This is a genomic window from Pseudomonas sp. 2995-3 (assembly GCF_002742565.1).
GTDB classification, from domain to species: Bacteria; Pseudomonadota; Gammaproteobacteria; order Pseudomonadales; family Pseudomonadaceae; genus Aquipseudomonas; species Aquipseudomonas edaphica.
In genome coordinates, this window is sequence record NZ_LJSB01000315.1 from 193999 (window position 1) to 210696 (window position 16698).

Annotated in this window: 18 protein-coding genes and 1 pseudogene; 10 read left to right on the forward strand and 9 right to left on the reverse strand. The window is 61.8% G+C overall.

Going from position 1 to position 16698, the window contains the following annotated elements; translation table 11 throughout:
- Positions 1 to 4 precede the first annotated feature (4 nt).
- The 3 genes from AOA62_RS27990 to AOA62_RS28000 are packed head-to-tail and all read left to right on the forward strand — an operon-like array spanning position 5 to position 2945.
- The gene (locus AOA62_RS27990) at positions 5 to 1147 is read left to right on the forward strand and encodes an ABC transporter ATP-binding protein (RefSeq protein ID WP_003195240.1); all 1143 of its coding nucleotides are present in this window, start codon (positions 5 to 7) and stop codon (positions 1145 to 1147) included.
- Positions 1144 to 2064, forward strand: coding sequence for an ABC transporter permease subunit (locus tag AOA62_RS27995; RefSeq protein WP_017139530.1), 921 nt, complete (start codon positions 1144 to 1146; stop codon positions 2062 to 2064). The genes AOA62_RS27990 and AOA62_RS27995 overlap by 4 nt, the downstream gene beginning before the upstream one ends.
- Positions 2061 to 2945: an ABC transporter permease subunit gene (locus tag AOA62_RS28000; protein WP_056860728.1), complete on the forward strand. Its 885-nt coding sequence runs from the start codon at positions 2061 to 2063 to the stop codon at positions 2943 to 2945. The genes AOA62_RS27995 and AOA62_RS28000 overlap by 4 nt, the downstream gene beginning before the upstream one ends.
- A gap of 131 nt (positions 2946 to 3076) precedes the next feature.
- Here the strand turns inward: AOA62_RS28000 and AOA62_RS28005 are convergent, their stop codons facing one another.
- The gene (locus tag AOA62_RS28005) at positions 3077 to 3718 is read right to left on the reverse strand and encodes an HD domain-containing protein (protein WP_099550306.1); all 642 of its coding nucleotides are present in this window, start codon (positions 3716 to 3718) and stop codon (positions 3077 to 3079) included.
- Between the two features lie 256 nt (positions 3719 to 3974).
- On the opposite strand from AOA62_RS28005, the gene AOA62_RS28015 reads away from it, so the two are divergent.
- Positions 3975 to 4940 (forward strand): GlxA family transcriptional regulator, encoded by a 966-nt coding sequence (locus AOA62_RS28015; protein ID WP_017139527.1) that lies wholly within the window; start codon positions 3975 to 3977, stop codon positions 4938 to 4940.
- On the opposite strand, the gene AOA62_RS28020 is transcribed toward AOA62_RS28015, so the two are convergent.
- Entirely contained in the window at positions 4918 to 5271 is a 354-nt protein-coding gene (locus tag AOA62_RS28020) for a carboxymuconolactone decarboxylase family protein (protein ID WP_017139526.1), read from the reverse strand. The two genes, AOA62_RS28015 and AOA62_RS28020, sit on opposite strands and share 23 nt — an antisense overlap.
- 99 nt (positions 5272 to 5370) lie before the next feature.
- On the opposite strand from AOA62_RS28020, the gene AOA62_RS28025 reads away from it, so the two are divergent.
- Positions 5371 to 6279, forward strand: a complete 909-nt coding sequence (locus tag AOA62_RS28025) for an AraC family transcriptional regulator (RefSeq protein ID WP_017139525.1) — start codon at positions 5371 to 5373, stop codon at positions 6277 to 6279.
- A 106-nt stretch (positions 6280 to 6385) separates the two neighbouring features.
- Here the strand turns inward: AOA62_RS28025 and AOA62_RS28030 are convergent, their stop codons facing one another.
- On the reverse strand, positions 6386 to 8740 hold the full coding sequence (locus AOA62_RS28030) for a penicillin acylase family protein (RefSeq protein ID WP_099550307.1): 2355 nt from the start codon (positions 8738 to 8740) through the stop codon (positions 6386 to 6388).
- A 158-nt stretch (positions 8741 to 8898) separates the two neighbouring features.
- Here AOA62_RS28030 and AOA62_RS28035 point away from each other — a divergent pair, with 158 nt between their 5' ends.
- Positions 8899 to 10005, forward strand: coding sequence for a GNAT family N-acetyltransferase (locus AOA62_RS28035; RefSeq protein ID WP_099550308.1), 1107 nt, complete (start codon positions 8899 to 8901; stop codon positions 10003 to 10005).
- A 4-nt stretch (positions 10006 to 10009) separates the two neighbouring features.
- Here the strand turns inward: AOA62_RS28035 and AOA62_RS32700 are convergent.
- Positions 10010 to 10081, reverse strand: a pseudogene (locus tag AOA62_RS32700) (hypothetical protein); the annotation flags it as partial.
- On the opposite strand from AOA62_RS32700, the gene AOA62_RS28040 reads away from it, so the two are divergent.
- On the forward strand, positions 10047 to 10880 hold the full coding sequence (locus AOA62_RS28040) for a hypothetical protein (RefSeq protein WP_368665716.1): 834 nt from the start codon (positions 10047 to 10049) through the stop codon (positions 10878 to 10880). The pseudogene AOA62_RS32700 and the gene AOA62_RS28040 sit on opposite strands and share 35 nt — an antisense overlap.
- Here the strand turns inward: AOA62_RS28040 and AOA62_RS28045 are convergent.
- The 4 genes from AOA62_RS28045 to AOA62_RS28060 form a co-directional block, all read right to left on the reverse strand.
- The gene (locus tag AOA62_RS28045) at positions 10858 to 12075 is read right to left on the reverse strand and encodes a DegT/DnrJ/EryC1/StrS family aminotransferase (RefSeq protein WP_099550309.1); all 1218 of its coding nucleotides are present in this window, start codon (positions 12073 to 12075) and stop codon (positions 10858 to 10860) included. The two genes, AOA62_RS28040 and AOA62_RS28045, sit on opposite strands and share 23 nt — an antisense overlap.
- The gene (locus AOA62_RS28050; RefSeq protein WP_017139520.1) at positions 12072 to 12485 is read right to left on the reverse strand and encodes a multidrug efflux SMR transporter; all 414 of its coding nucleotides are present in this window, start codon (positions 12483 to 12485) and stop codon (positions 12072 to 12074) included. Before AOA62_RS28050 ends, AOA62_RS28045 begins: the two co-directional genes overlap by 4 nt.
- Positions 12485 to 12841: an EamA family transporter gene (locus tag AOA62_RS28055; protein WP_026013873.1), complete on the reverse strand. Its 357-nt coding sequence runs from the start codon at positions 12839 to 12841 to the stop codon at positions 12485 to 12487. Before AOA62_RS28055 ends, AOA62_RS28050 begins: the two co-directional genes overlap by 1 nt.
- A 94-nt stretch (positions 12842 to 12935) precedes the next feature.
- Positions 12936 to 13514, reverse strand: coding sequence for a DUF6436 domain-containing protein (locus AOA62_RS28060; protein ID WP_017139518.1), 579 nt, complete (start codon positions 13512 to 13514; stop codon positions 12936 to 12938).
- Between the two features lie 99 nt (positions 13515 to 13613).
- Between AOA62_RS28060 and AOA62_RS28065 the strand changes: the two genes are divergently transcribed.
- Complete coding sequence (locus AOA62_RS28065) at positions 13614 to 14555, forward strand: alpha/beta hydrolase (RefSeq protein ID WP_099550437.1); 942 nt, start codon at positions 13614 to 13616, stop codon at positions 14553 to 14555.
- A gap of 133 nt (positions 14556 to 14688) precedes the next feature.
- On the opposite strand, the gene AOA62_RS28070 is transcribed toward AOA62_RS28065, so the two are convergent.
- On the reverse strand, positions 14689 to 15441 hold the full coding sequence (locus tag AOA62_RS28070; protein ID WP_099550310.1) for a DUF2059 domain-containing protein: 753 nt from the start codon (positions 15439 to 15441) through the stop codon (positions 14689 to 14691).
- A gap of 131 nt (positions 15442 to 15572) precedes the next feature.
- Between AOA62_RS28070 and AOA62_RS28075 the strand changes: the two genes are divergently transcribed.
- Together AOA62_RS28075 and AOA62_RS28080 are read left to right on the forward strand one after the other, a co-directional pair.
- A complete protein-coding gene (locus AOA62_RS28075) occupies positions 15573 to 16205 on the forward strand; it encodes a 2OG-Fe(II) oxygenase (protein WP_099550311.1) in 633 nt (210 codons plus the stop codon).
- A gap of 2 nt (positions 16206 to 16207) precedes the next feature.
- Positions 16208 to 16690, forward strand: coding sequence for a DUF523 domain-containing protein (locus AOA62_RS28080; RefSeq protein ID WP_017139514.1), 483 nt, complete (start codon positions 16208 to 16210; stop codon positions 16688 to 16690).
- Positions 16691 to 16698: the final 8 nt, after the last annotated feature.

Here is a 16698-nt window from a genome sequence, read left to right on the forward strand (position 1 = left end):
GTAAATGGCAGTTGCCTCCGGCGCCTATAAGAAAGCCCTCGAGGGCGACCAGACACCGAAAAAGGTGTTGGTCAAAATCGACCGGGTCACGAAGAAGTTCGACGAGACGATTGCCGTGGACGATGTGTCCCTGGAAATCAAAAAAGGCGAGATCTTCGCCTTGCTCGGCGGCTCGGGTTCGGGCAAATCCACCCTGCTGCGCATGCTCGCAGGCTTCGAGCGCCCAACGGAAGGTCGCATCTACCTCGACGGTGTGGACATCACCGACATGCCGCCCTACGAGCGGCCGATCAACATGATGTTCCAGTCCTACGCCTTGTTCCCACACATGACCGTGGCGCAGAACATCGCCTTCGGCCTGCAACAGGACAAGATCCCCAAGGCTGAAGTCGACGCCCGCGTGGCCGAGATGCTCAAGCTGGTGCAGATGAGCCAGTACGCCAAGCGCAAGCCGCACCAGCTGTCCGGTGGCCAGCGCCAGCGTGTGGCGTTGGCACGTTCCCTGGCCAAGCGCCCGAAACTGCTGCTGCTCGATGAGCCGATGGGCGCATTGGACAAAAAGCTGCGTTCGCAGATGCAGCTGGAACTGGTGGAAATCATCGAGCGCGTCGGCGTGACTTGCGTGATGGTGACCCACGACCAGGAAGAGGCCATGACCATGGCCGAGCGCATCGCGATCATGCACCTGGGTTGGATCGCGCAGATCGGCAGCCCGATCGACATCTACGAAACCCCAACCAGCCGCCTGGTGTGCGAGTTCATCGGCAACGTGAACATTTTCGACACCCAAGTGGTGGACGACGCCGAAGGCCACGCGGTGCTCAAGTGCCCGGACCTGGACCGCGACATCTACGTGGGCTACGGCATCGCCACCTCGGTGGAAGACAAGTCGGTGACCTACGCGATCCGCCCGGAAAAGCTGCTGGTCACCACCGAAATGCCGACCTGCGAGCACAACTGGTCCAGCGGCAAGGTGCACGACATCGCCTACCTGGGCGGCCATTCGGTGTTCTACGTGGAACTGCCAAGCGGCAAGCTGGTGCAGTCCTTTGTGGCCAACGCCGAACGCCGTGGCCAGCGCCCAACCTGGGGTGACCAGGTGTACGTGTGGTGGGAAGACGACAGCGGCGTGGTACTTCGCTCATGAACATGAAGAAGTTCAAACGCCAACTGCAACGAATAACACCCGGTGGCCGGCATGTGGTCATCGGGATCCCTTTCCTCTGGCTGTTCCTGTTTTTTGCGCTGCCGTTCTTCATCGTCCTGAAGATCAGCTTTGCCGAAGCCGACGTGGCGATCCCGCCTTACACCGAGATCTACACCTTCGTTGAGCAAAAGCTGCAATTGGTGCTCAACCTGGGCAACTACGCGATGCTCGGCGACGATGAGCTGTACATCGCCGCCTACCTCGGCTCGCTGAAGATGGCGTTTTTCAGCACGATCTTGTGCCTGTTGATCGGCTACCCGATGGCCTACGCCATTGCCAGCGCGCGCAAAGAGATGCAGACCGTGCTGGTGCTGCTGATCATGATGCCGACCTGGACCGCGATCCTGATCCGCGTGTATGCGTGGATGGGCATCCTCAGCAACAACGGGTTGCTCAACGGCTTCCTGATGTCCATCGGGCTGATCAACGAGCCGCTGCAGATCCTCAACACCAACATTGCGGTGTATATCGGCGTGGTCTATTCGTACCTGCCGTTCATGATCCTGCCGCTGTACGCCAACCTGGTTAAACACGACCAGAGCCTGCTGGAAGCCGCATCGGACCTGGGTTCGAGCACCTTCAACAGCTTCTGGAAAATCACCGTGCCGCTGTCCAAGAACGGCATCATCGCCGGTTGCATGCTGGTGTTTATCCCGGTGGTGGGCGAGTTCGTGATTCCTGAACTGCTCGGCGGCCCGGAAACCCTGATGATCGGTAAAGTGCTGTGGCAAGAATTCTTCAACAATCGTGACTGGCCGGTGGCGTCTGCCCTGGCGGTGGTGATGCTGGCGATCCTGATCGTGCCGATCATCCTGTTTAACCGCAGCCAAGCCAAAGAGATGGAGGGCAAGATATGAAGCGCTTCAGTTTCTCGAGTTTCATGCTGGTAGCGGGGTTGCTGTTTATCTACCTGCCGATGCTGATCCTGGTGATCTACTCGTTCAACGAATCCAAACTGGTGACGGTGTGGGGCGGTTGGTCGATCAAGTGGTACGTGGGCTTGCTGGACAACACCCAGTTGATGGGCTCGGTGGCACGCTCTCTGGAAATCGCCTGCTACACCGCCGTTGCGGCGGTGGCATTGGGTACGCTGGCGGCGTTCGTGCTGACCCGTATCAGCCACTTCAAGGGCCGCACGCTGTTCGGCGGCCTGGTGACTGCGCCATTGGTGATGCCCGAAGTGATCACCGGTCTGTCGCTGTTGCTGCTGTTCGTGGCGATGGCGCAGATGATCGGCTGGCCCCAGGAACGTGGCATCGTCACCATCTGGATCGCCCACACCACGTTCTGTGCGGCGTATGTGGCGGTCGTGGTGTCGGCGCGCTTGCGTGAGCTGGACCTGTCGATCGAAGAAGCGGCGATGGACTTGGGTGCACGGCCATGGAAGGTGTTCTTCCTGATCACCATCCCGATGATCGCGCCGTCCCTGGCAGCGGGCGGCATGATGTCGTTCGCGCTGTCGCTGGACGACTTGGTACTGGCCAGCTTCGTGTCGGGGCCGGGCTCGACTACGTTGCCGATGGAAGTGTTCTCGGCAGTACGTCTGGGGGTTAAACCCGAGATCAACGCCGTGGCCAGTTTGATTCTGCTGGCGGTGTCGCTGGTGACCTTCCTGGTGTGGTTCTTCAGCCGTCGGGCCGAAGAGATGCGCAAGAAGGCGATCCAACAAGCCATCGAAGAAGCGGCGGCGGACGGTTGGCAGCAACCGGACAAGCGCCGGGCGCCTGCGCCGGTCTAACTGGCGCAACACGTAAACAATGTGGGAGCTGGCTTGCCTGCGATAGCGGTGTGTCAGTCGAAGGATGAGTCGACTGACATGGCCTTGTCGCAGGCAAGCCAGCTCCCACATTTGATTGCATTTCAAGTCAGCTATGCAGCCCATGGCGATTTGCGAATCACCTCGACAAAATTCATCGGCTTGAACCCCGGCTCCTGGTCCACCAACACATCGGTCTTCACGTTGCCAAACGTGGTCTGCGGGCGATGGCGCAAGCCGTCGGCAAACGCGCAGATGATGCATTCCTTGAACCCTTCGCCGCGTGGATGCGCATGCACCACGGCCTCGCGCTGCACGCTGGAAAAGGCGGCGTAGTCCATGCCCAGCACATCCATCTCGACACCAGCGGTCACCAGCGCCACGGTCGGGCGCAAGTGCTGCGGTACACCCGGCGTGGTGTGCAGGGCAATCGACAGCCAGACTTGTTCGATATCGTCATCGCTCAGCCCGTAAGGCTTGAGGAATGCGGCCGCCGCGTTGGCGCCGTCCACTTCGAAACGCTCGTTGTCACTGCGATGGCCTTCGACCAGGCCCAGGTCGTGGAACATCGCGCCGACGTAAAGCAGTTCCGGGTTGTAGGCCAGTTGCTTGCGCTCACCGCTCAACGCACCGAACAGAAACACCCGGCGCGAGTGGTGGTACAGCGGGTCGGACTCGACGTCGCGGATGTATTCGGTAGTGGCCTTGGCCAGGGCGCTGTCCGGGATCTGGATGCCGGCGATGGAGTTGCTCATGGTCGTTCTCCTCAACAAAGCGCCGGGGGCGGCGCCGATGAGTGAAGTCTGGTCGCGTGCCCGCGATGGGGCTATCGCGGCGAGGGTGCGATGTCGGCCAATGTGGCTCGATATCAAGCCACATGCGGTCAAATGTGGGAGCTGGCTTGCCTGCGATGCTGACGACTCGGTCTGTCAGTTAGACTGAGGGGAGGCCATCGCAGGCAAGCCAGCTCCCACAGGGTGTTATGTTCCTCCAGTAGAAGGTGTGTTGTTCATGGGCAAAACCGTCGCCATCCTGATCTTCCCCGGCGTCCAGTCACTGGACGTGACCGGCCCCATGGATGTGTTCTGCGAGGCCAACCGTTTCCTGCTGCCCGAAGACCATTATCAGCTTGAAGTGATCGGCCTGGGCCACGGTACGATGGCCGCCTCTAACGGCCTTTCATTGCAGGCCCATCGGCATTACCCCGAAGCCCTGCAAGCCTACGACTTGCTGCTGGTCGCTGGTGGCCCTCAGCTGCCCTTCGAGGATTTCGGCGCCCAGTTTGATGATTGGCTGCGCGGTGCCGCCGCCCGCGCACAGCGCTTTGGCTCGATCTGCAATGGCGCCTTCATGCTGGCGCGCGCCGGGTTGCTCGATGGCAAAACCGTCACCACGCACTGGAACGATGCCGCCGACCTGGCGCGCCTGTGCCCCTCGGCCCAGGTGGATGCCGACCGTCTCTACGTGCAGGACGGTAATCTCTACACCTCGGCGGGCGTCACGGCTGGCATCGACCTGTCGCTGTACCTGCTGGCCCAGGATCACGGCCCGGAAGTTGCGCTGAGCGTGGCCAAGCGACTGGTGGTGTTCACCCAGCGCTCGGGCGGGCAGTCGCAGTTCAGCCCGTTCCTCACGCCCCACGCCGAAAGCACTTCGGCGGTGGCGTTGGTGCAGTTGTACGTGCTGGCGAACTTGACCGGGGATTTGACCATTGCCGATCTGGCCAAGGCGGCCAACATGAGTGCGCGTAATTTCTCTCGGGTGTTTGCTCGTGAGGCGCGCATAACGCCTGCCGAGTTTGTCGAGCGGGCGCGAGTGGACGCGGCGCGGGTGATGCTCGAAAGCAGCCCCGCACCGCTCAAGACTGTGGCCTATCAATGCGGTTTCCGTGACGCCCAGCACATGCGCAGTGTGTTCAACCGCCGGCTGGGCGTGACGCCGCAACAGTTCCGGCTTAACTTTGCGGCGCCGGTGTGAGCGTGTCGTAGGCTTCCAGCGCGCGCAGCGAATAGATGTACGCAGCACCGGCATTCAGCGAGATGGCGGTGGCCAGGGTGGCGGCAACTTCTTCTCGGGTCGCGCCGGCCTTGATCGCCGCGTCGGCATGCGCGGCGATACAGCCGTCGCAGCGCGTGGTGATGGCCACGGCGATGGAAATCAGCTCACGGGTCTTGGCGTCGAGTACTTGGTTTTCCTCGGCAGCCTCGCCCAGCGCCATGTAGGCTTTGACCATCTTCGGGTTGCTCTTGCCCAGCGCGCCAAAGGTTTTGTTTACGTTAGCAAGCAAGTTGGACCAGTTATTGAACATTGCGGTAACTCCTGAACGGGTTGGGTGTGAAGCCAGTCTGCGCGGTTCAGGTTTGGCGCTTTTGTTCGATCCACTCACCTTTTTGACCGATGCTCGCAAATGAACTCTATCGACACCCTGATTGCGTTGGCCAACCTGCGCGGCAGTCTGGATCTGCGCTGCCAGTTCCAGGGTGCGTGGGCCATGGACCACGGGCCTGAGCCGCTGGGCGTGGCGCCGTATCACATTGTGCTGGCGGGCACCTGCCACGCCGAGTTGTCGGGCGGCCAGCAGGTGACGCTGGAGGAGGGCGACATCCTGTTGATGCCCGGTGGCGCGACGCACCTGGTACGCAGCCAGGGCGCGCGGGTCAAGCCGGTGGCGCAGACCGTCATCGAGGGCGGCCTGTTGCCGATCCACCGCCTGGGAGGAGAGCAGCCGGACGTGGATATGCTCTGCGGCAACTTTCACTACAACCGCCAGTCGTTGTTGTTCAGTGCGTTGCCGGACTACCTGGTGGTGTCCAGCCGTGAGTGGCAGGGCGATGGGCAGTTGGCCGCGTTGATTGCTTTACTGCGCAGCGAAGCGGACGGCCAGCAACTGGGCGCACGCTCGTTTATCGACGCGCTGTCGTCGGCCTTGTTCACTCTGATCCTGCGCACCTGGCTGACCCGCCAGGCGCCGGTGGCGGGCACCTTCGCTTTGCTCGCCGACAAGCGCCTGAGCAAAGCCTGGCAGGCGATGCTGGCCGAGCCCGGCCATGAGTGGACCATCGACAGCCTGGCGGCGGCCGCCACCATGTCGCGGGCCACCTTCATGCGGGCGTTTGTGAAAGTCGCGGGCGTGTCGCCGTGGGTGCTGCTGACGCAGCTGCGCATGGAGCTGGCATTCAACCTGCTGCGCCAGTCGCGCCTGAGCCTGCTGGATATCGCGGCGCAGGTGGGTTACCAGTCCCAGGCGGCGTTCAGCAAGAAGTTCAAGGAAACCTACGGCGAGGCGCCGGGGCGCATGCGGGCGAACACAGACTAACTGCGATAGCATCAACTCGGTCTGCCTGATGGACCGAGTTGATGCTATCGCAGGCAAGCCAGCTCCCACACAAGCCAGCTCCCACATTGATCGGGTTTACAGGCTGTTACCGGGCAGGCAACAGCTTCAGCGTGCCACGGGTATTCGCCGTCACCTCTTCCTCACTGAAATGCGCCTGCTCGTACCCACCCTCGATATAGGTTTCCGCCTGGTCGTCATAGTGCGAGTCAAACGGCACCCCGCTTTGCCCCACGGGGTTGATGGTCAATGCATGGGCCGGGTCGGCAAAGTCGATCAGGCGCCGGGTCGACGGGCCATAGGTCACGGGCCACGGCGCAGGGCCGATCATGGCCGATTGGTTATTCGGCACTTCGTGGGTGCCGGGCGCCGGGAATGGGCCGACGTTGAAAATCTTGTCCAGTGGCTTCTGCATGCCCAACGGATGCCCATGGGTCAGGGTATGGGCCTTGCCCCACTGCCATTGCGACGGGTCATCGCCAAAGGTGGCCTTGAGGTGCGCGAGGCTGTTGTCCCAGGCGAGTTTTACCGTGTCCGCGCGCTTGCCGTTCCACCATGGCGAGTCCGCCGAGGCGGCCAGGCGTGGCAGTGCGGCGTCGATCACCCGCGTGGTGATCAGGGTTTTGAACATCGCATCGCCCAGTTTCGGGTGGAAGGCCGCGTCGGTGAGGTTGAACAGAAACTGGTTGAACAGCGTGGCGCTGGTGGAGTCCAGCGGGTAGTCGCCTTTCCAGCTTGCAAGCTGCTCCACCAGTTTCAACTGCGCCGGGTCCTTGACCACTTCACGCAGCACCGGCAACAGCGGCGCCAGCAGGCGTGGGCCGTAGGCGGTGGTGGTGCCCAATTGCAAGGCCTGGCTGTTGTTCACGTCCCACTTCACGCTTTTATCGCTCAACTGCGTGTTCAACTGCTGGCCGCGGTCGGCGAGGTTGTAGTAACCAGGGATTTCCATGCCGGTGGGTGAGGCCGGTTGGGCGTTGGCCGACACCACATAACCACGGGCCGGGTTTTCTTCCTGTGGGTTGGCGCTGAACGGGTAGAAGCCCAATTTGTCCGCCTGGGCGGTGCTGCCGTCGAGAATGAATGCCGGGTTAACGCCGGCCGGGCGGATCGGCAACTGCGCCGCCGCCCACCAACCGATATCGCCCTTGGCATTGGCCCACACGATATTCAGGCCCGGCGCTGAAACCTTGGCAGCGGCGGCGCGCACTTTGGCCAGGGTGTCGGCGCGGTTGAGTTCGTAGAAACCTTCGAGGATCGGGTTTTCGGTGTCGAGGAACGCCCACCACATGGCAATCGGCGTGCTGCCGGCATTCTCGCCCAGCACGTCATTGATGATCGGGCCGTGGGGCGACTGACGCAGGGTGAGCGTCACCGGCGCCTGGCCCTTGACCGCAATCTGCTGTTCGCTGCTGGTCATGTTGACCCATTGGCCGTGGTACCAGACCTGGTTGGGGTTGTCCGGGTTGACCTTTTCGGCGATCAGGTCGAGGTCATCGTTCTGGAACATGGTCAGGCTCCAGCCGAAATCCAGGTTGTGCCCCAGGAACGCCACCGGCACCAGTGCGTTGTGATAGCCGTACAGCTCAAAACCCGGCGCCGACAATTGCGCCTCGTACCACACCGACGGCACCGAGAAACGGATATGCGGGTCACCGGCCAGCAACGGTTTGCCGCTTTTGGTGCGGCTGCCGCTGATGGCCCAGGCGTTGCTGCCTTCGAACTGCGGCAAGCCATTGTCAGCCAGGGCCTTGTCGCTCAAGGCGGCGAGGGCGCCGAGGGATTTCCAGTCACTGGCGACCAGGTTGAGGGCGCCCTTGGGTTGCCAGTCGAGGTCGAAGACTTTCAGGTAGTCGCTGCCGAGCTGGTCGCGCACGTAAGTCAGCAGCGGCTCGGTACGAAACGCGGCCGCAAAGCTGTAGGCCATATACCCGGCCACGCTGATGGTGTCCTCGGCGGTAAAGCGTCGTTTAGGAATGCCCAGCACGTCAAACTCTACGGGGCTGGCGTGGCTGTCCTGATATTGGTTGATGCCATCCAGGTAGGCTTGCAAGGCCTTCCAGGCTGCCGAGTCGTGGTCCATGTGCTCGACGTAACTCAAGGCGCGCTCGCGAATGCGCAGGCTGCGAAACAGCTTGTCGGTCTCCAGCACCTTCGCCCCCAGCACCTCGGCCAGCTCGCCACGGGCCAGGCGCCGCATGATTTCCATCTGGAACAGCCGGTCCTGGGCATGCACATAGCCCAGGGCGCGGTACAGGTCGGTCTCGTTCTCGGCGCGAATGTGCGGCACGCCACGGTCGTCATAACGCACCGTGACGGCGCCTTGCAGGTTGGCCAGTGTCTCGGTGCCCTGGCGGGTCGGTTGCTTGCTGTACACATACCAGCCAGCGCCGGCCAAGAGGGCGGCAATCAGGATAGCGAGCACGGTCAGGCTGCGTTTCATGGACGGTCCTTGAGTCAGTCACCTTGAAGGTCAACGGAGTCTAATCGGTTTGGTGAGAACTGCGGGAATTGCTGATACGCCGCAGCGACAGCCGAGGTTCAAGTGCCGAATGTGTCGAGTACGCTACTATTGCGCCGGTCATCTTTGAGCTTTTTTCCATGACTTGCGCCACGCAACCTACCCCAGACTCCAGCCGCCCCGAGGTTGCCTACGCGTGCTGCCTGGAAGCGCCCTCGTTGATCGGCCGGTTTTTGCAGCACCCGCCGGAGTGCTTTGACGCCCGGCTGTCCGCCGAGGGCCTGCCGTACTTCTTCACGCCATTTGACCTGCTGACGACGGCTGAAGACGAGTTCGTGAAGCGTGTGCGCGGCTGGCCCGGGTTTGGTCTTTGGAATGCGTGGCTGCGTATCGACAGCTGCTTTGTCGGCACCACGGTCAGCGAATATTCGCCATTGCCCCGCAACGTGTCACCCCAGGACCTCGCGCAGTGGCTGCAAGAAGAGTGCGCGCCGCAGCGCAAACTCACAGTCGTCAAAGATCTGCCCTGTGACTCGCCGCTGCTCAGCGACGCAGACAACCGCTACGCCCAAGCCTTGATCGAGGACTGCACCCGGCGCGGCTTTATCTGCCTCGAAGGCCAGGCGCTGGCCTATGTGCCGATCAACTTCAGCAGCATCGACGAGTACCTGGCGCGTTTGTCCCACAGCCGTCGACGCAATATCCGACGCAAACTGCGCAGCCGCGAGGCGTTGCGGGTGGAAGTCCTGGACACTGGCGATGCGCGCTTCAACGATGAGGCGTGGCTTGCGCAGTTGTACAGCCTGTACAAGGCGGTGTACGACCAGAGCGAGATTCACTTTGACCTGCTGACCCCGGCGTTTTTCCGCAGCTTGTTGCAGGACGCCGCCAGCAACGGGCGGGTGTTCTGCTACTGGCACTGCGACGAACTGATCGGCTACAACCTGTGCTACGTAGAGGGCGACAAGCTGCTCGACAAGTACATCGGACTCAACTACCCACAAGCGTTGGAATTCAACCTGTACTTCGTCAGCTGGTTTGTGAACCTGGAATACGCCGTGGCCAATGGGCTGAAATTTTATGTGGCGGGTTGGACCGACCCGCAGGTCAAGGCCAGCCTCGGCGCCGACTTTACCTTCACCCGTCATCTGGTCTGGATCCGCAACCCGCTGCTGCGCAAGCTCGGCAACCGTTTCCGTCATCACTTTGAAAGCGATGCGCAGTGGCAGCAGGAGAAATCCGAATGAGCCAGGACCGCGCGCCGCTGATCCTCGATTTTGACAGTGCCGTGAGTGACATTCCCGGCGCGATTACCTTGCCCATGCAGGCCTGGCAGGAAAAAATCCGCTTCGGTTGCCGCTGGGCGCAGTTCAAGGAGCTGGAAACCGCCCTGCACGCGCAGATGCCCAGCGATTACGGCTGTGTGTTCACCGGCAGCGGCGATTATCACCACCTCAGCCAGCTGCTGTTGAACCGCCTGCCGACGCAGCAGAAATTCCAACTGATCATTTGCGACAACCACCCTGACAACATGCGCTACCCGTTCGGCATCCATTGTGGCTCATGGGTTTACTGGGCCAGCCGTTTGCCGCAGGTCGAGCATGTGCATGTGTTGGGCATCGGTTCCCAGGATATCGGCCTGGGCCATGCCTGGGAGAATCACTGGTCGCCGCTGCTCAAGCGCAAGCTGACTTACTGGAACGTCAACGTCGACACGCGCTGGATGAATTGGATCGGCGCTGGGCGCAGCAACCGTGCGTTCGGCAACGCCGATGAGCTGATGCGTGCGTTCCTGGCGCAGTTCGACCGTTCACTGCCGGTTTACCTGTCCATCGACAAAGACGTGCTGAGCCCCGAAGTGGTCAACACCAATTGGGACCAGGGCGAGTTTCTGGAGCAGCATTTGAACGATCTGATCGACGCTTGCCAGGGCCGGATCATCGGGGCGGACATCACCGGCGATGTGTCGGCTTACCACTATGAGAGCAAGTTCAAACGCTGGTTAAGTGCCTCCGATGGCCAGGAAGAACTGCCGCCGGCGCAGGTGCAGATCTGGCAACAGCAGCAGAACGAGCTGAATGGCCGGCTGGTGGCGCGTATCAATCAGGGGTGGCGACAATAGCTTTTAGCTGGGCGAATACGCTTTCGAAGTGTTCGTCCGTCAGCCAATGGCTGTTGCTGATCGACAGGGTGCGGCTGGCAAATGCCTGGGCCTGGCTAATGTCGCCGCCCGGTTGCAACAGCGGGACGACGGCGGGGTAGTCCGGCAAGGTGTGGATAAACAGGCGGGTCACGCCGAGCCCGGATGTCCACAGTTGCGCCATGGCGGCATCACGCGCCTGCGCGGTCGGCATCAGCACCATCAAAAACGGCCAGGTGCCTTGCTGCCCCAGCCGGTCCATGATCACCGCGACGCCGGGTAAGTCATTCAAGCGCGCCGCCCGGCGTAAGGCGCGGGTACGGCCTTGTTGCAAGTAGTCAGGCAAGCGCGCCAGTGCGGCGGCGCCGACCTTCTGCCGATAACCGCCGAGGCGGTGCAGCGGGATATCGTTGACCGAAAAATCATCACCCACGGCGGCCACTTCATCACCCTGTGCCAGCGCCGTGCGCAACGCCTTGCCATACACGTAGTGCAAGCCGCGCGGTTGGTAAAGCAGCGCGTAACCCCAGAGTTCGGCACTGCGTTGCAGCTCCCAGCGCAGGCTCAAGGGCAGGTCTTGCGCGCACTGGCGGTGCAATGCCTGATGCAGCACCGGGTCGCGGCTGAACAGCACGCCGCCTTCGGCCGTGGTCAGGCCTTTGCCCAGCGCCAGGCTGAAAAACCCCACATCGCCTTTGAGCCCGACGCTGCGGCCATCGTCGAGGGCGCCCAGGGCTTGGGCGGCGTCTTCGATCACCACGGCGCCGACTGATTCGGCAATACGCTTGGCGGCGTCCACATCGGCCACGCGCCCGGCCAGGTGGGTGACCACCACGGCCAGGGTACTGTCGTCGCACAGTTGCTTGAGGTGTTGCTCGTCGAGGTCAATGCTGCCGGGCTGCAAATCACAGGGCACCACCCGTAACGGCGGGCAGTAATGCGCGGCCAATGCCACCAATGGGCAGGTGTACGCAGGCACAATCAGCCGAGTGCGGCCAGGCATGCGCTGCTGCAACACGCGCAAGGCGATGATCAGCGCGGCGGTGCCGGAGCAGGGCAGTGCAGGCAGTGGAATCGAAAACTGGCGGGCCAGCGACTGGGCGAGGTCGCCCGATAAACTGAGCAAATCCCGCCCGCGCAAGGGCAGGCCGGCGGTGGGCGGGATTTCTTTGTTCATGACACCAGTGGCTGCGAAGGTTCGGCCTCGACGGTTTTGCTCTCTTTGTCTTCACTGCGCGCCAGGCACAGGATGCCCGCGATGATCAGCGCGCCGCCGATGATTTTCGGCCAGGTCAGGGTGTCATCGAACAGCCAGACCGAGATCAGCGTCACGCTGATCAACTCCAGGTGCGAGGCCGCAAACGCCGGGCCTACCGGGGCGTATTTGAGCAAGGTCATCCAGGTAAAAAACGCGCCGATATAGCCGACAAAGGCGCCGTAGATCCACGGTGCGCCAAACACCCGGGCCAGCCACGCGACGTCCATGGTCAACGGTTCGGCATGCACCGAGGCAAATTTGAAACTGACCTGCGCCAAGGTGTCGAAAATGATCAGCGCGAGAAAACCCAGGATATAAAAACGTTTCATCATTCAAACCCTACGACGGTCACGCCACAGGCGATCAGCATGATGCCGATCAACCGCCATTTGCTCAGACTTTCCTTGAACAGGAAACGCCCGGCAATCATGATCACCACGATGTTGATCGAACCCAGCATCACGCCGACCGACAACGGCACCAGCGTCAGGAACGCCAGCCACAACACGAATTCGAAGACATAGCAGATCACCCCCAGCCAGATCCACGGGCGCTTGAGCATGTGTTTCCAGTGGGCGAGGCCGTCATGCTCGGCGCTGGCCGAGGCGGCGGCTTTGAACGCCAGTTGGCCGGACGTATCGACGATAACGTTGAGCATCCAGAGGATGATGGTTAACTGGCTCATGGAGTCTCGCGTCTGCTTGCAATGTCGCTGGACGCTTACAATACAGGAGCCTGCCGGCCAGGTTATCGGAGTTTGCCGGTCAAACAGCCAGCGTTCAGTTTGACGCCTTGCTCCACTGGCAATAGCAGCCCACCGCCAGGGTGTGGGTGGCATCGACTTCGCGCCCGGCCTCCAGGGCTTTGAGGATAGGCTCGATAAAGCTGTTGCTCGAATTGCACGTCAGCCCTTCGCTGTACGGCCCGAAGTACGCGAGTTTGCCGCTGCGATCCCAAATGCCTACGGCCGGAGTCGCCGGCACTTGGTCGGCGCCGAGCAGGGCATTGAGCGGTTTCATTTTGCGCAAATTGTCGGGCAGTTGGCCGTGGCTGCCGGCCTTTTGCAGGGCATAGAACTCGACGCCCTGGGGCGCGTATTGCTCGATCAGTTCGCCCAGGTGCTGCTGGTTGCCGACGTTGCAGGGGCAGGCCGGGTCCCAGAAGTGCACCAGGCGAATCGGGCCTGGGCCTGCCAGTTCGGCGGGCAGGCGCAGGGCATCACCGGAAAACACCGCGGTGTGTTCGCTGAATGCGCGCAAATAGCGGCCCTGGAACCAGTCATAAGCCGCCCACAGCACGCCGGCGCAGATGACCAACAGCAGGCCGGCAAACAAGGCGGAGCGGTAGGGTTGTCGCATTCGGAACTATCCTCGAAGGTCGCGTAGCTTGCCATGCTTGCCCTGACAGATGAATATCGCAGCTCGATATTCATCTTCACCGTCAGTCTGGAAGCCTTTATGCCTGTGAGTTTTGACCCCGATCATCTGCGCGAGAGCTTGCGGCCACTGGTGGATGCGCAACCGCTCAGCGCCGAGGCGCGGGTCTACCAGCGTTTCTATGGGCTGGACCTGGCGGCGCGCAAAGTACCCGTCGTGAGCCGTTTGGGCCGTTTTGAAGTGGATGGCTTCCAGGTGGTAGCGCAGGTGTGGTGGCCGTCTGCGCCGGTGGCGACAATGTTCATGTACCACGGCTTCTACGACCATATGGGCCTGTACCGGCATGTGGTGGACTGGGCGCTGGATCAAGGTTTTGTGGTGATTGCCTGCGACTTGCCGGGCCACGGTCTTTCCAGTGGCGAGCGCGCCAGTATTGACGATTTTTCGGTGTACCAGGACGTGGTGCAGGCGCTGTTTGCGCAGGCCCACAGCTTGCAACTGCCGCAACCGTGGCACCTGTTCGGGCAAAGCACTGGCGGTGCGGTGGTGGTGGACCATTTGCTCAACCACGGCGCCGACAGCCCGGCCCAGGGCAAGACCTTCCTGCTCTCGCCCCTGGTACGGCCGCGTGCATGGGGTTGGTCGCAGGTCAGCTATTACCTGCTGCGCCCGTTCGTCAAAGGCATTGCGCGGCGGTTCAGCGAGAACACCCACGATCCCAAGTTCAAACCCTTCCTGGAAGCTGACCCGCTACAGCCGCGCCAACTGCCGACCGCGTGGGTGGGCGCGCTGGCGCGTTGGATCAAACGCATCGAAGCTGCGCCGCAAAGCCCACGGCGGCCGGTGATCGTGCAGGGAGAGGAAGATATGACGGTGGACTGGCAGCACAACTTGCAGGTGCTGCGGGGCAAGTTCGATCAGCCGCAGGTGCTGATGCTGCCGCGTGGTCGGCATCACTTGGCCAATGAGATTCCCGAGATTCGCGAAGAGTACTTCAAATTCCTGACGGATCATCTGAAGTAACACCGTTCAAATGTGGGAGCTGGCTTGTCGGGTCGCCGCATCGCTGCGATGCAGACACCTAGCTGTATCAGGCACACCGGGTTGATGCCATCGCAGGCAAGCCAGCTCCCACACAAGCCTGTTTCCACATTACTTATTGCGTCAGGCTGGAAGTGCTTTGACCTACTGCAAGTCCGGCGCGAATCGCGGCCAGCGCCGCCTTGTAATACGCCCGACCGTCCGGCGACTCCGCAAACGTGGCGAATTCTTCCAGTTCCGGGTCGGACAAATCTCGATAGACGTACAACAGTGTGTTGTTCAAGTCATTGCCGATCTGCTGCATCAGCCGCTCACGTTGGCCGTTCAACATGCCTTGCGCCTGACCGCCGCCCAACAGGCCGGGAATCATCTGGCTCAAACTGTCGGCTGCTACGCCGGCAATCGCCAGGCTGACTTCTGCGCCGGCTTCACGGGCCGGCAGCGCCTGGGCCAGGTGGCCGATGATCAGGCTGCGGGTGGCGTCGGCTTCGATGTGCGGCAGGCCCTTGGCATTTTTTGCCAACTGGTCGCGGCGCGTGGCCAGCAATTCAGCTGCAACGATTTTGCGACCCAACGGCGACTGGAAAAACGCCAGGGCAGGTTTCGGGTCCGCCAGGTTTTTGCGCAATTGCGCCTCGGCCCGCTGGTCCACGGCCTGGGCGGCGAAGCGTTTATTGCTGTTATCCACCAGCGCCTGGTACACCGCCGGCGGCAGGCTATTGCGATAGCGTTGCTGTGCGGCACTCAGGGCGTCATTAAAATGCGCACGTTGTTCGGCCCAGCCGGCGACCTTGTACAACTGGTCATGGCCGTCTGCCCAGGCGGGCAAAACGCAGAACATCAGCAAGGAAAAAAACAAACGACGCATAGGGACTCCTGTCAGTCGGCCACTATTGTCCGTGTCGGGCGTAGGATTTGTCGAGAAATCCTATCAGTCACCTGACTAAAGTGTGTTCAGACGCTCGGCGGCTCTGTCGGATTCATAGGCGTATGGATACTATGCGCGCCATGCAAATATCCCTCGAACACCCGCTGCTGCAACGCATCGTCGACGACCTGGCCGAAAAAGGTTGGTCGCAGCAGAACGGCTTCCTGCCCCAGGCTCTGACCCTGGAGTTGGCGGCTGAGTGCCGTAAACGTGCGGCTGAGGGTGAATTGGCCCCGGCGGCTGTAGGACGCGGCCCCGCGCAGGAGATACGCGAGGGTATTCGCGGCGACCATATCCAGTGGCTGGAGGAGGGCGACGCCGCTGTCTGCGAGAGCTACATGAGCGTGATGGACAGCCTGCGCCTGGCCATGAACCGCAGCCTGTTCCTGGGCCTGGAAGATTTCGAAAGCCACTTCGCGATGTACCCGCCAGGGGCGTTTTACCTCAAGCACCTGGACCGTTTTCGCGACGATGACCGGCGCATGGTCTCGGCAGTGGTCTATTTGAATGACGCCTGGTTACCTGAGCATGGCGGCCAGTTGCGCATGTACCTCAAGGGCGGCGTGGAATACGATGTGGTACCCACCGGCGGTAGCCTGGTGGTGTTCCTGTCCGGGGAGGTGCCCCACGAAGTCCTGCCCGCCACGCGCGAACGCCTGTCCCTGACCGGCTGGTTTCGCCGACGCGGTAACGAGCCGTTTTAACCATGCAAAAGATTCTGATCAGCCGCTGCCTGCTCGGGCACAAGGTGCGCTACGACGGTGGCGCCAGCGGCCCCTTCGATCAATTGGCGGCCTGGCAGGCCGAAGGCCGGGTGGTTGCGATTTGCCCGGAAGTATCAGGCGGTTTGCCGACACCGCGTCCCTCCGCCGAGATCCCGGGCGGGCAGGGCATTGATGTGTGGGAAGGGCGTGCGCAAGTGCTGACGGCCGAGGGCGAAGACTTCAGCGCCGCCTTCCTCGACGGCGCCCGCCAGGCACTGGCGTTGGCGCAGCGGCATAACATCCGCATCGCGATTCTCAAGGCCAATAGCCCGTCCTGCGGCAATCTGCTGACCTATGACGGCACCTTCAGCGGCGTGAAGGTCAGCGGCGAAGGCGTGACGGCGGCGCTGCTCAAGCGCCATGGCGTGCGCGTGTTCAGTGAACTGGAGCTGCCTGAGGCGGCAATTGCCCTGGCACAACTTTGAGGTTCAAC

Coding starts and splice junctions, on each gene's coding strand:
- AOA62_RS28025 (WP_017139525.1), top strand. CDS start 5,371: ATGAACTCTATCGACACCCTGATTGCGTTGGCCAACCTGCGCGGCAGT.
- AOA62_RS28075 (WP_099550311.1), top strand. CDS start 15,573: ATGCGCGCCATGCAAATATCCCTCGAACACCCGCTGCTGCAACGCATC.
- AOA62_RS27990 (WP_003195240.1), top strand. CDS start 5: ATGGCAGTTGCCTCCGGCGCCTATAAGAAAGCCCTCGAGGGCGACCAG.
- AOA62_RS28060 (WP_017139518.1), bottom strand. CDS start 13,514: ATGCGACAACCCTACCGCTCCGCCTTGTTTGCCGGCCTGCTGTTGGTC.
- AOA62_RS28020 (WP_017139526.1), bottom strand. CDS start 5,271: ATGTTCAATAACTGGTCCAACTTGCTTGCTAACGTAAACAAAACCTTT.
- AOA62_RS27995 (WP_017139530.1), top strand. CDS start 1,144: ATGAACATGAAGAAGTTCAAACGCCAACTGCAACGAATAACACCCGGT.
- AOA62_RS28045 (WP_099550309.1), bottom strand. CDS start 12,075: ATGAACAAAGAAATCCCGCCCACCGCCGGCCTGCCCTTGCGCGGGCGG.
- AOA62_RS28080 (WP_017139514.1), top strand. CDS start 16,208: ATGCAAAAGATTCTGATCAGCCGCTGCCTGCTCGGGCACAAGGTGCGC.
- AOA62_RS28065 (WP_099550437.1), top strand. CDS start 13,614: ATGCCTGTGAGTTTTGACCCCGATCATCTGCGCGAGAGCTTGCGGCCA.
- AOA62_RS28005 (WP_099550306.1), bottom strand. CDS start 3,718: ATGAGCAACTCCATCGCCGGCATCCAGATCCCGGACAGCGCCCTGGCC.
- AOA62_RS28035 (WP_099550308.1), top strand. CDS start 8,899: ATGACTTGCGCCACGCAACCTACCCCAGACTCCAGCCGCCCCGAGGTT.
- AOA62_RS28050 (WP_017139520.1), bottom strand. CDS start 12,485: ATGAAACGTTTTTATATCCTGGGTTTTCTCGCGCTGATCATTTTCGAC.
- AOA62_RS28000 (WP_056860728.1), top strand. CDS start 2,061: ATGAAGCGCTTCAGTTTCTCGAGTTTCATGCTGGTAGCGGGGTTGCTG.
- AOA62_RS28070 (WP_099550310.1), bottom strand. CDS start 15,441: ATGCGTCGTTTGTTTTTTTCCTTGCTGATGTTCTGCGTTTTGCCCGCC.
- AOA62_RS28055 (WP_026013873.1), bottom strand. CDS start 12,841: ATGAGCCAGTTAACCATCATCCTCTGGATGCTCAACGTTATCGTCGAT.
- AOA62_RS28030 (WP_099550307.1), bottom strand. CDS start 8,740: ATGAAACGCAGCCTGACCGTGCTCGCTATCCTGATTGCCGCCCTCTTG.
- AOA62_RS28015 (WP_017139527.1), top strand. CDS start 3,975: ATGGGCAAAACCGTCGCCATCCTGATCTTCCCCGGCGTCCAGTCACTG.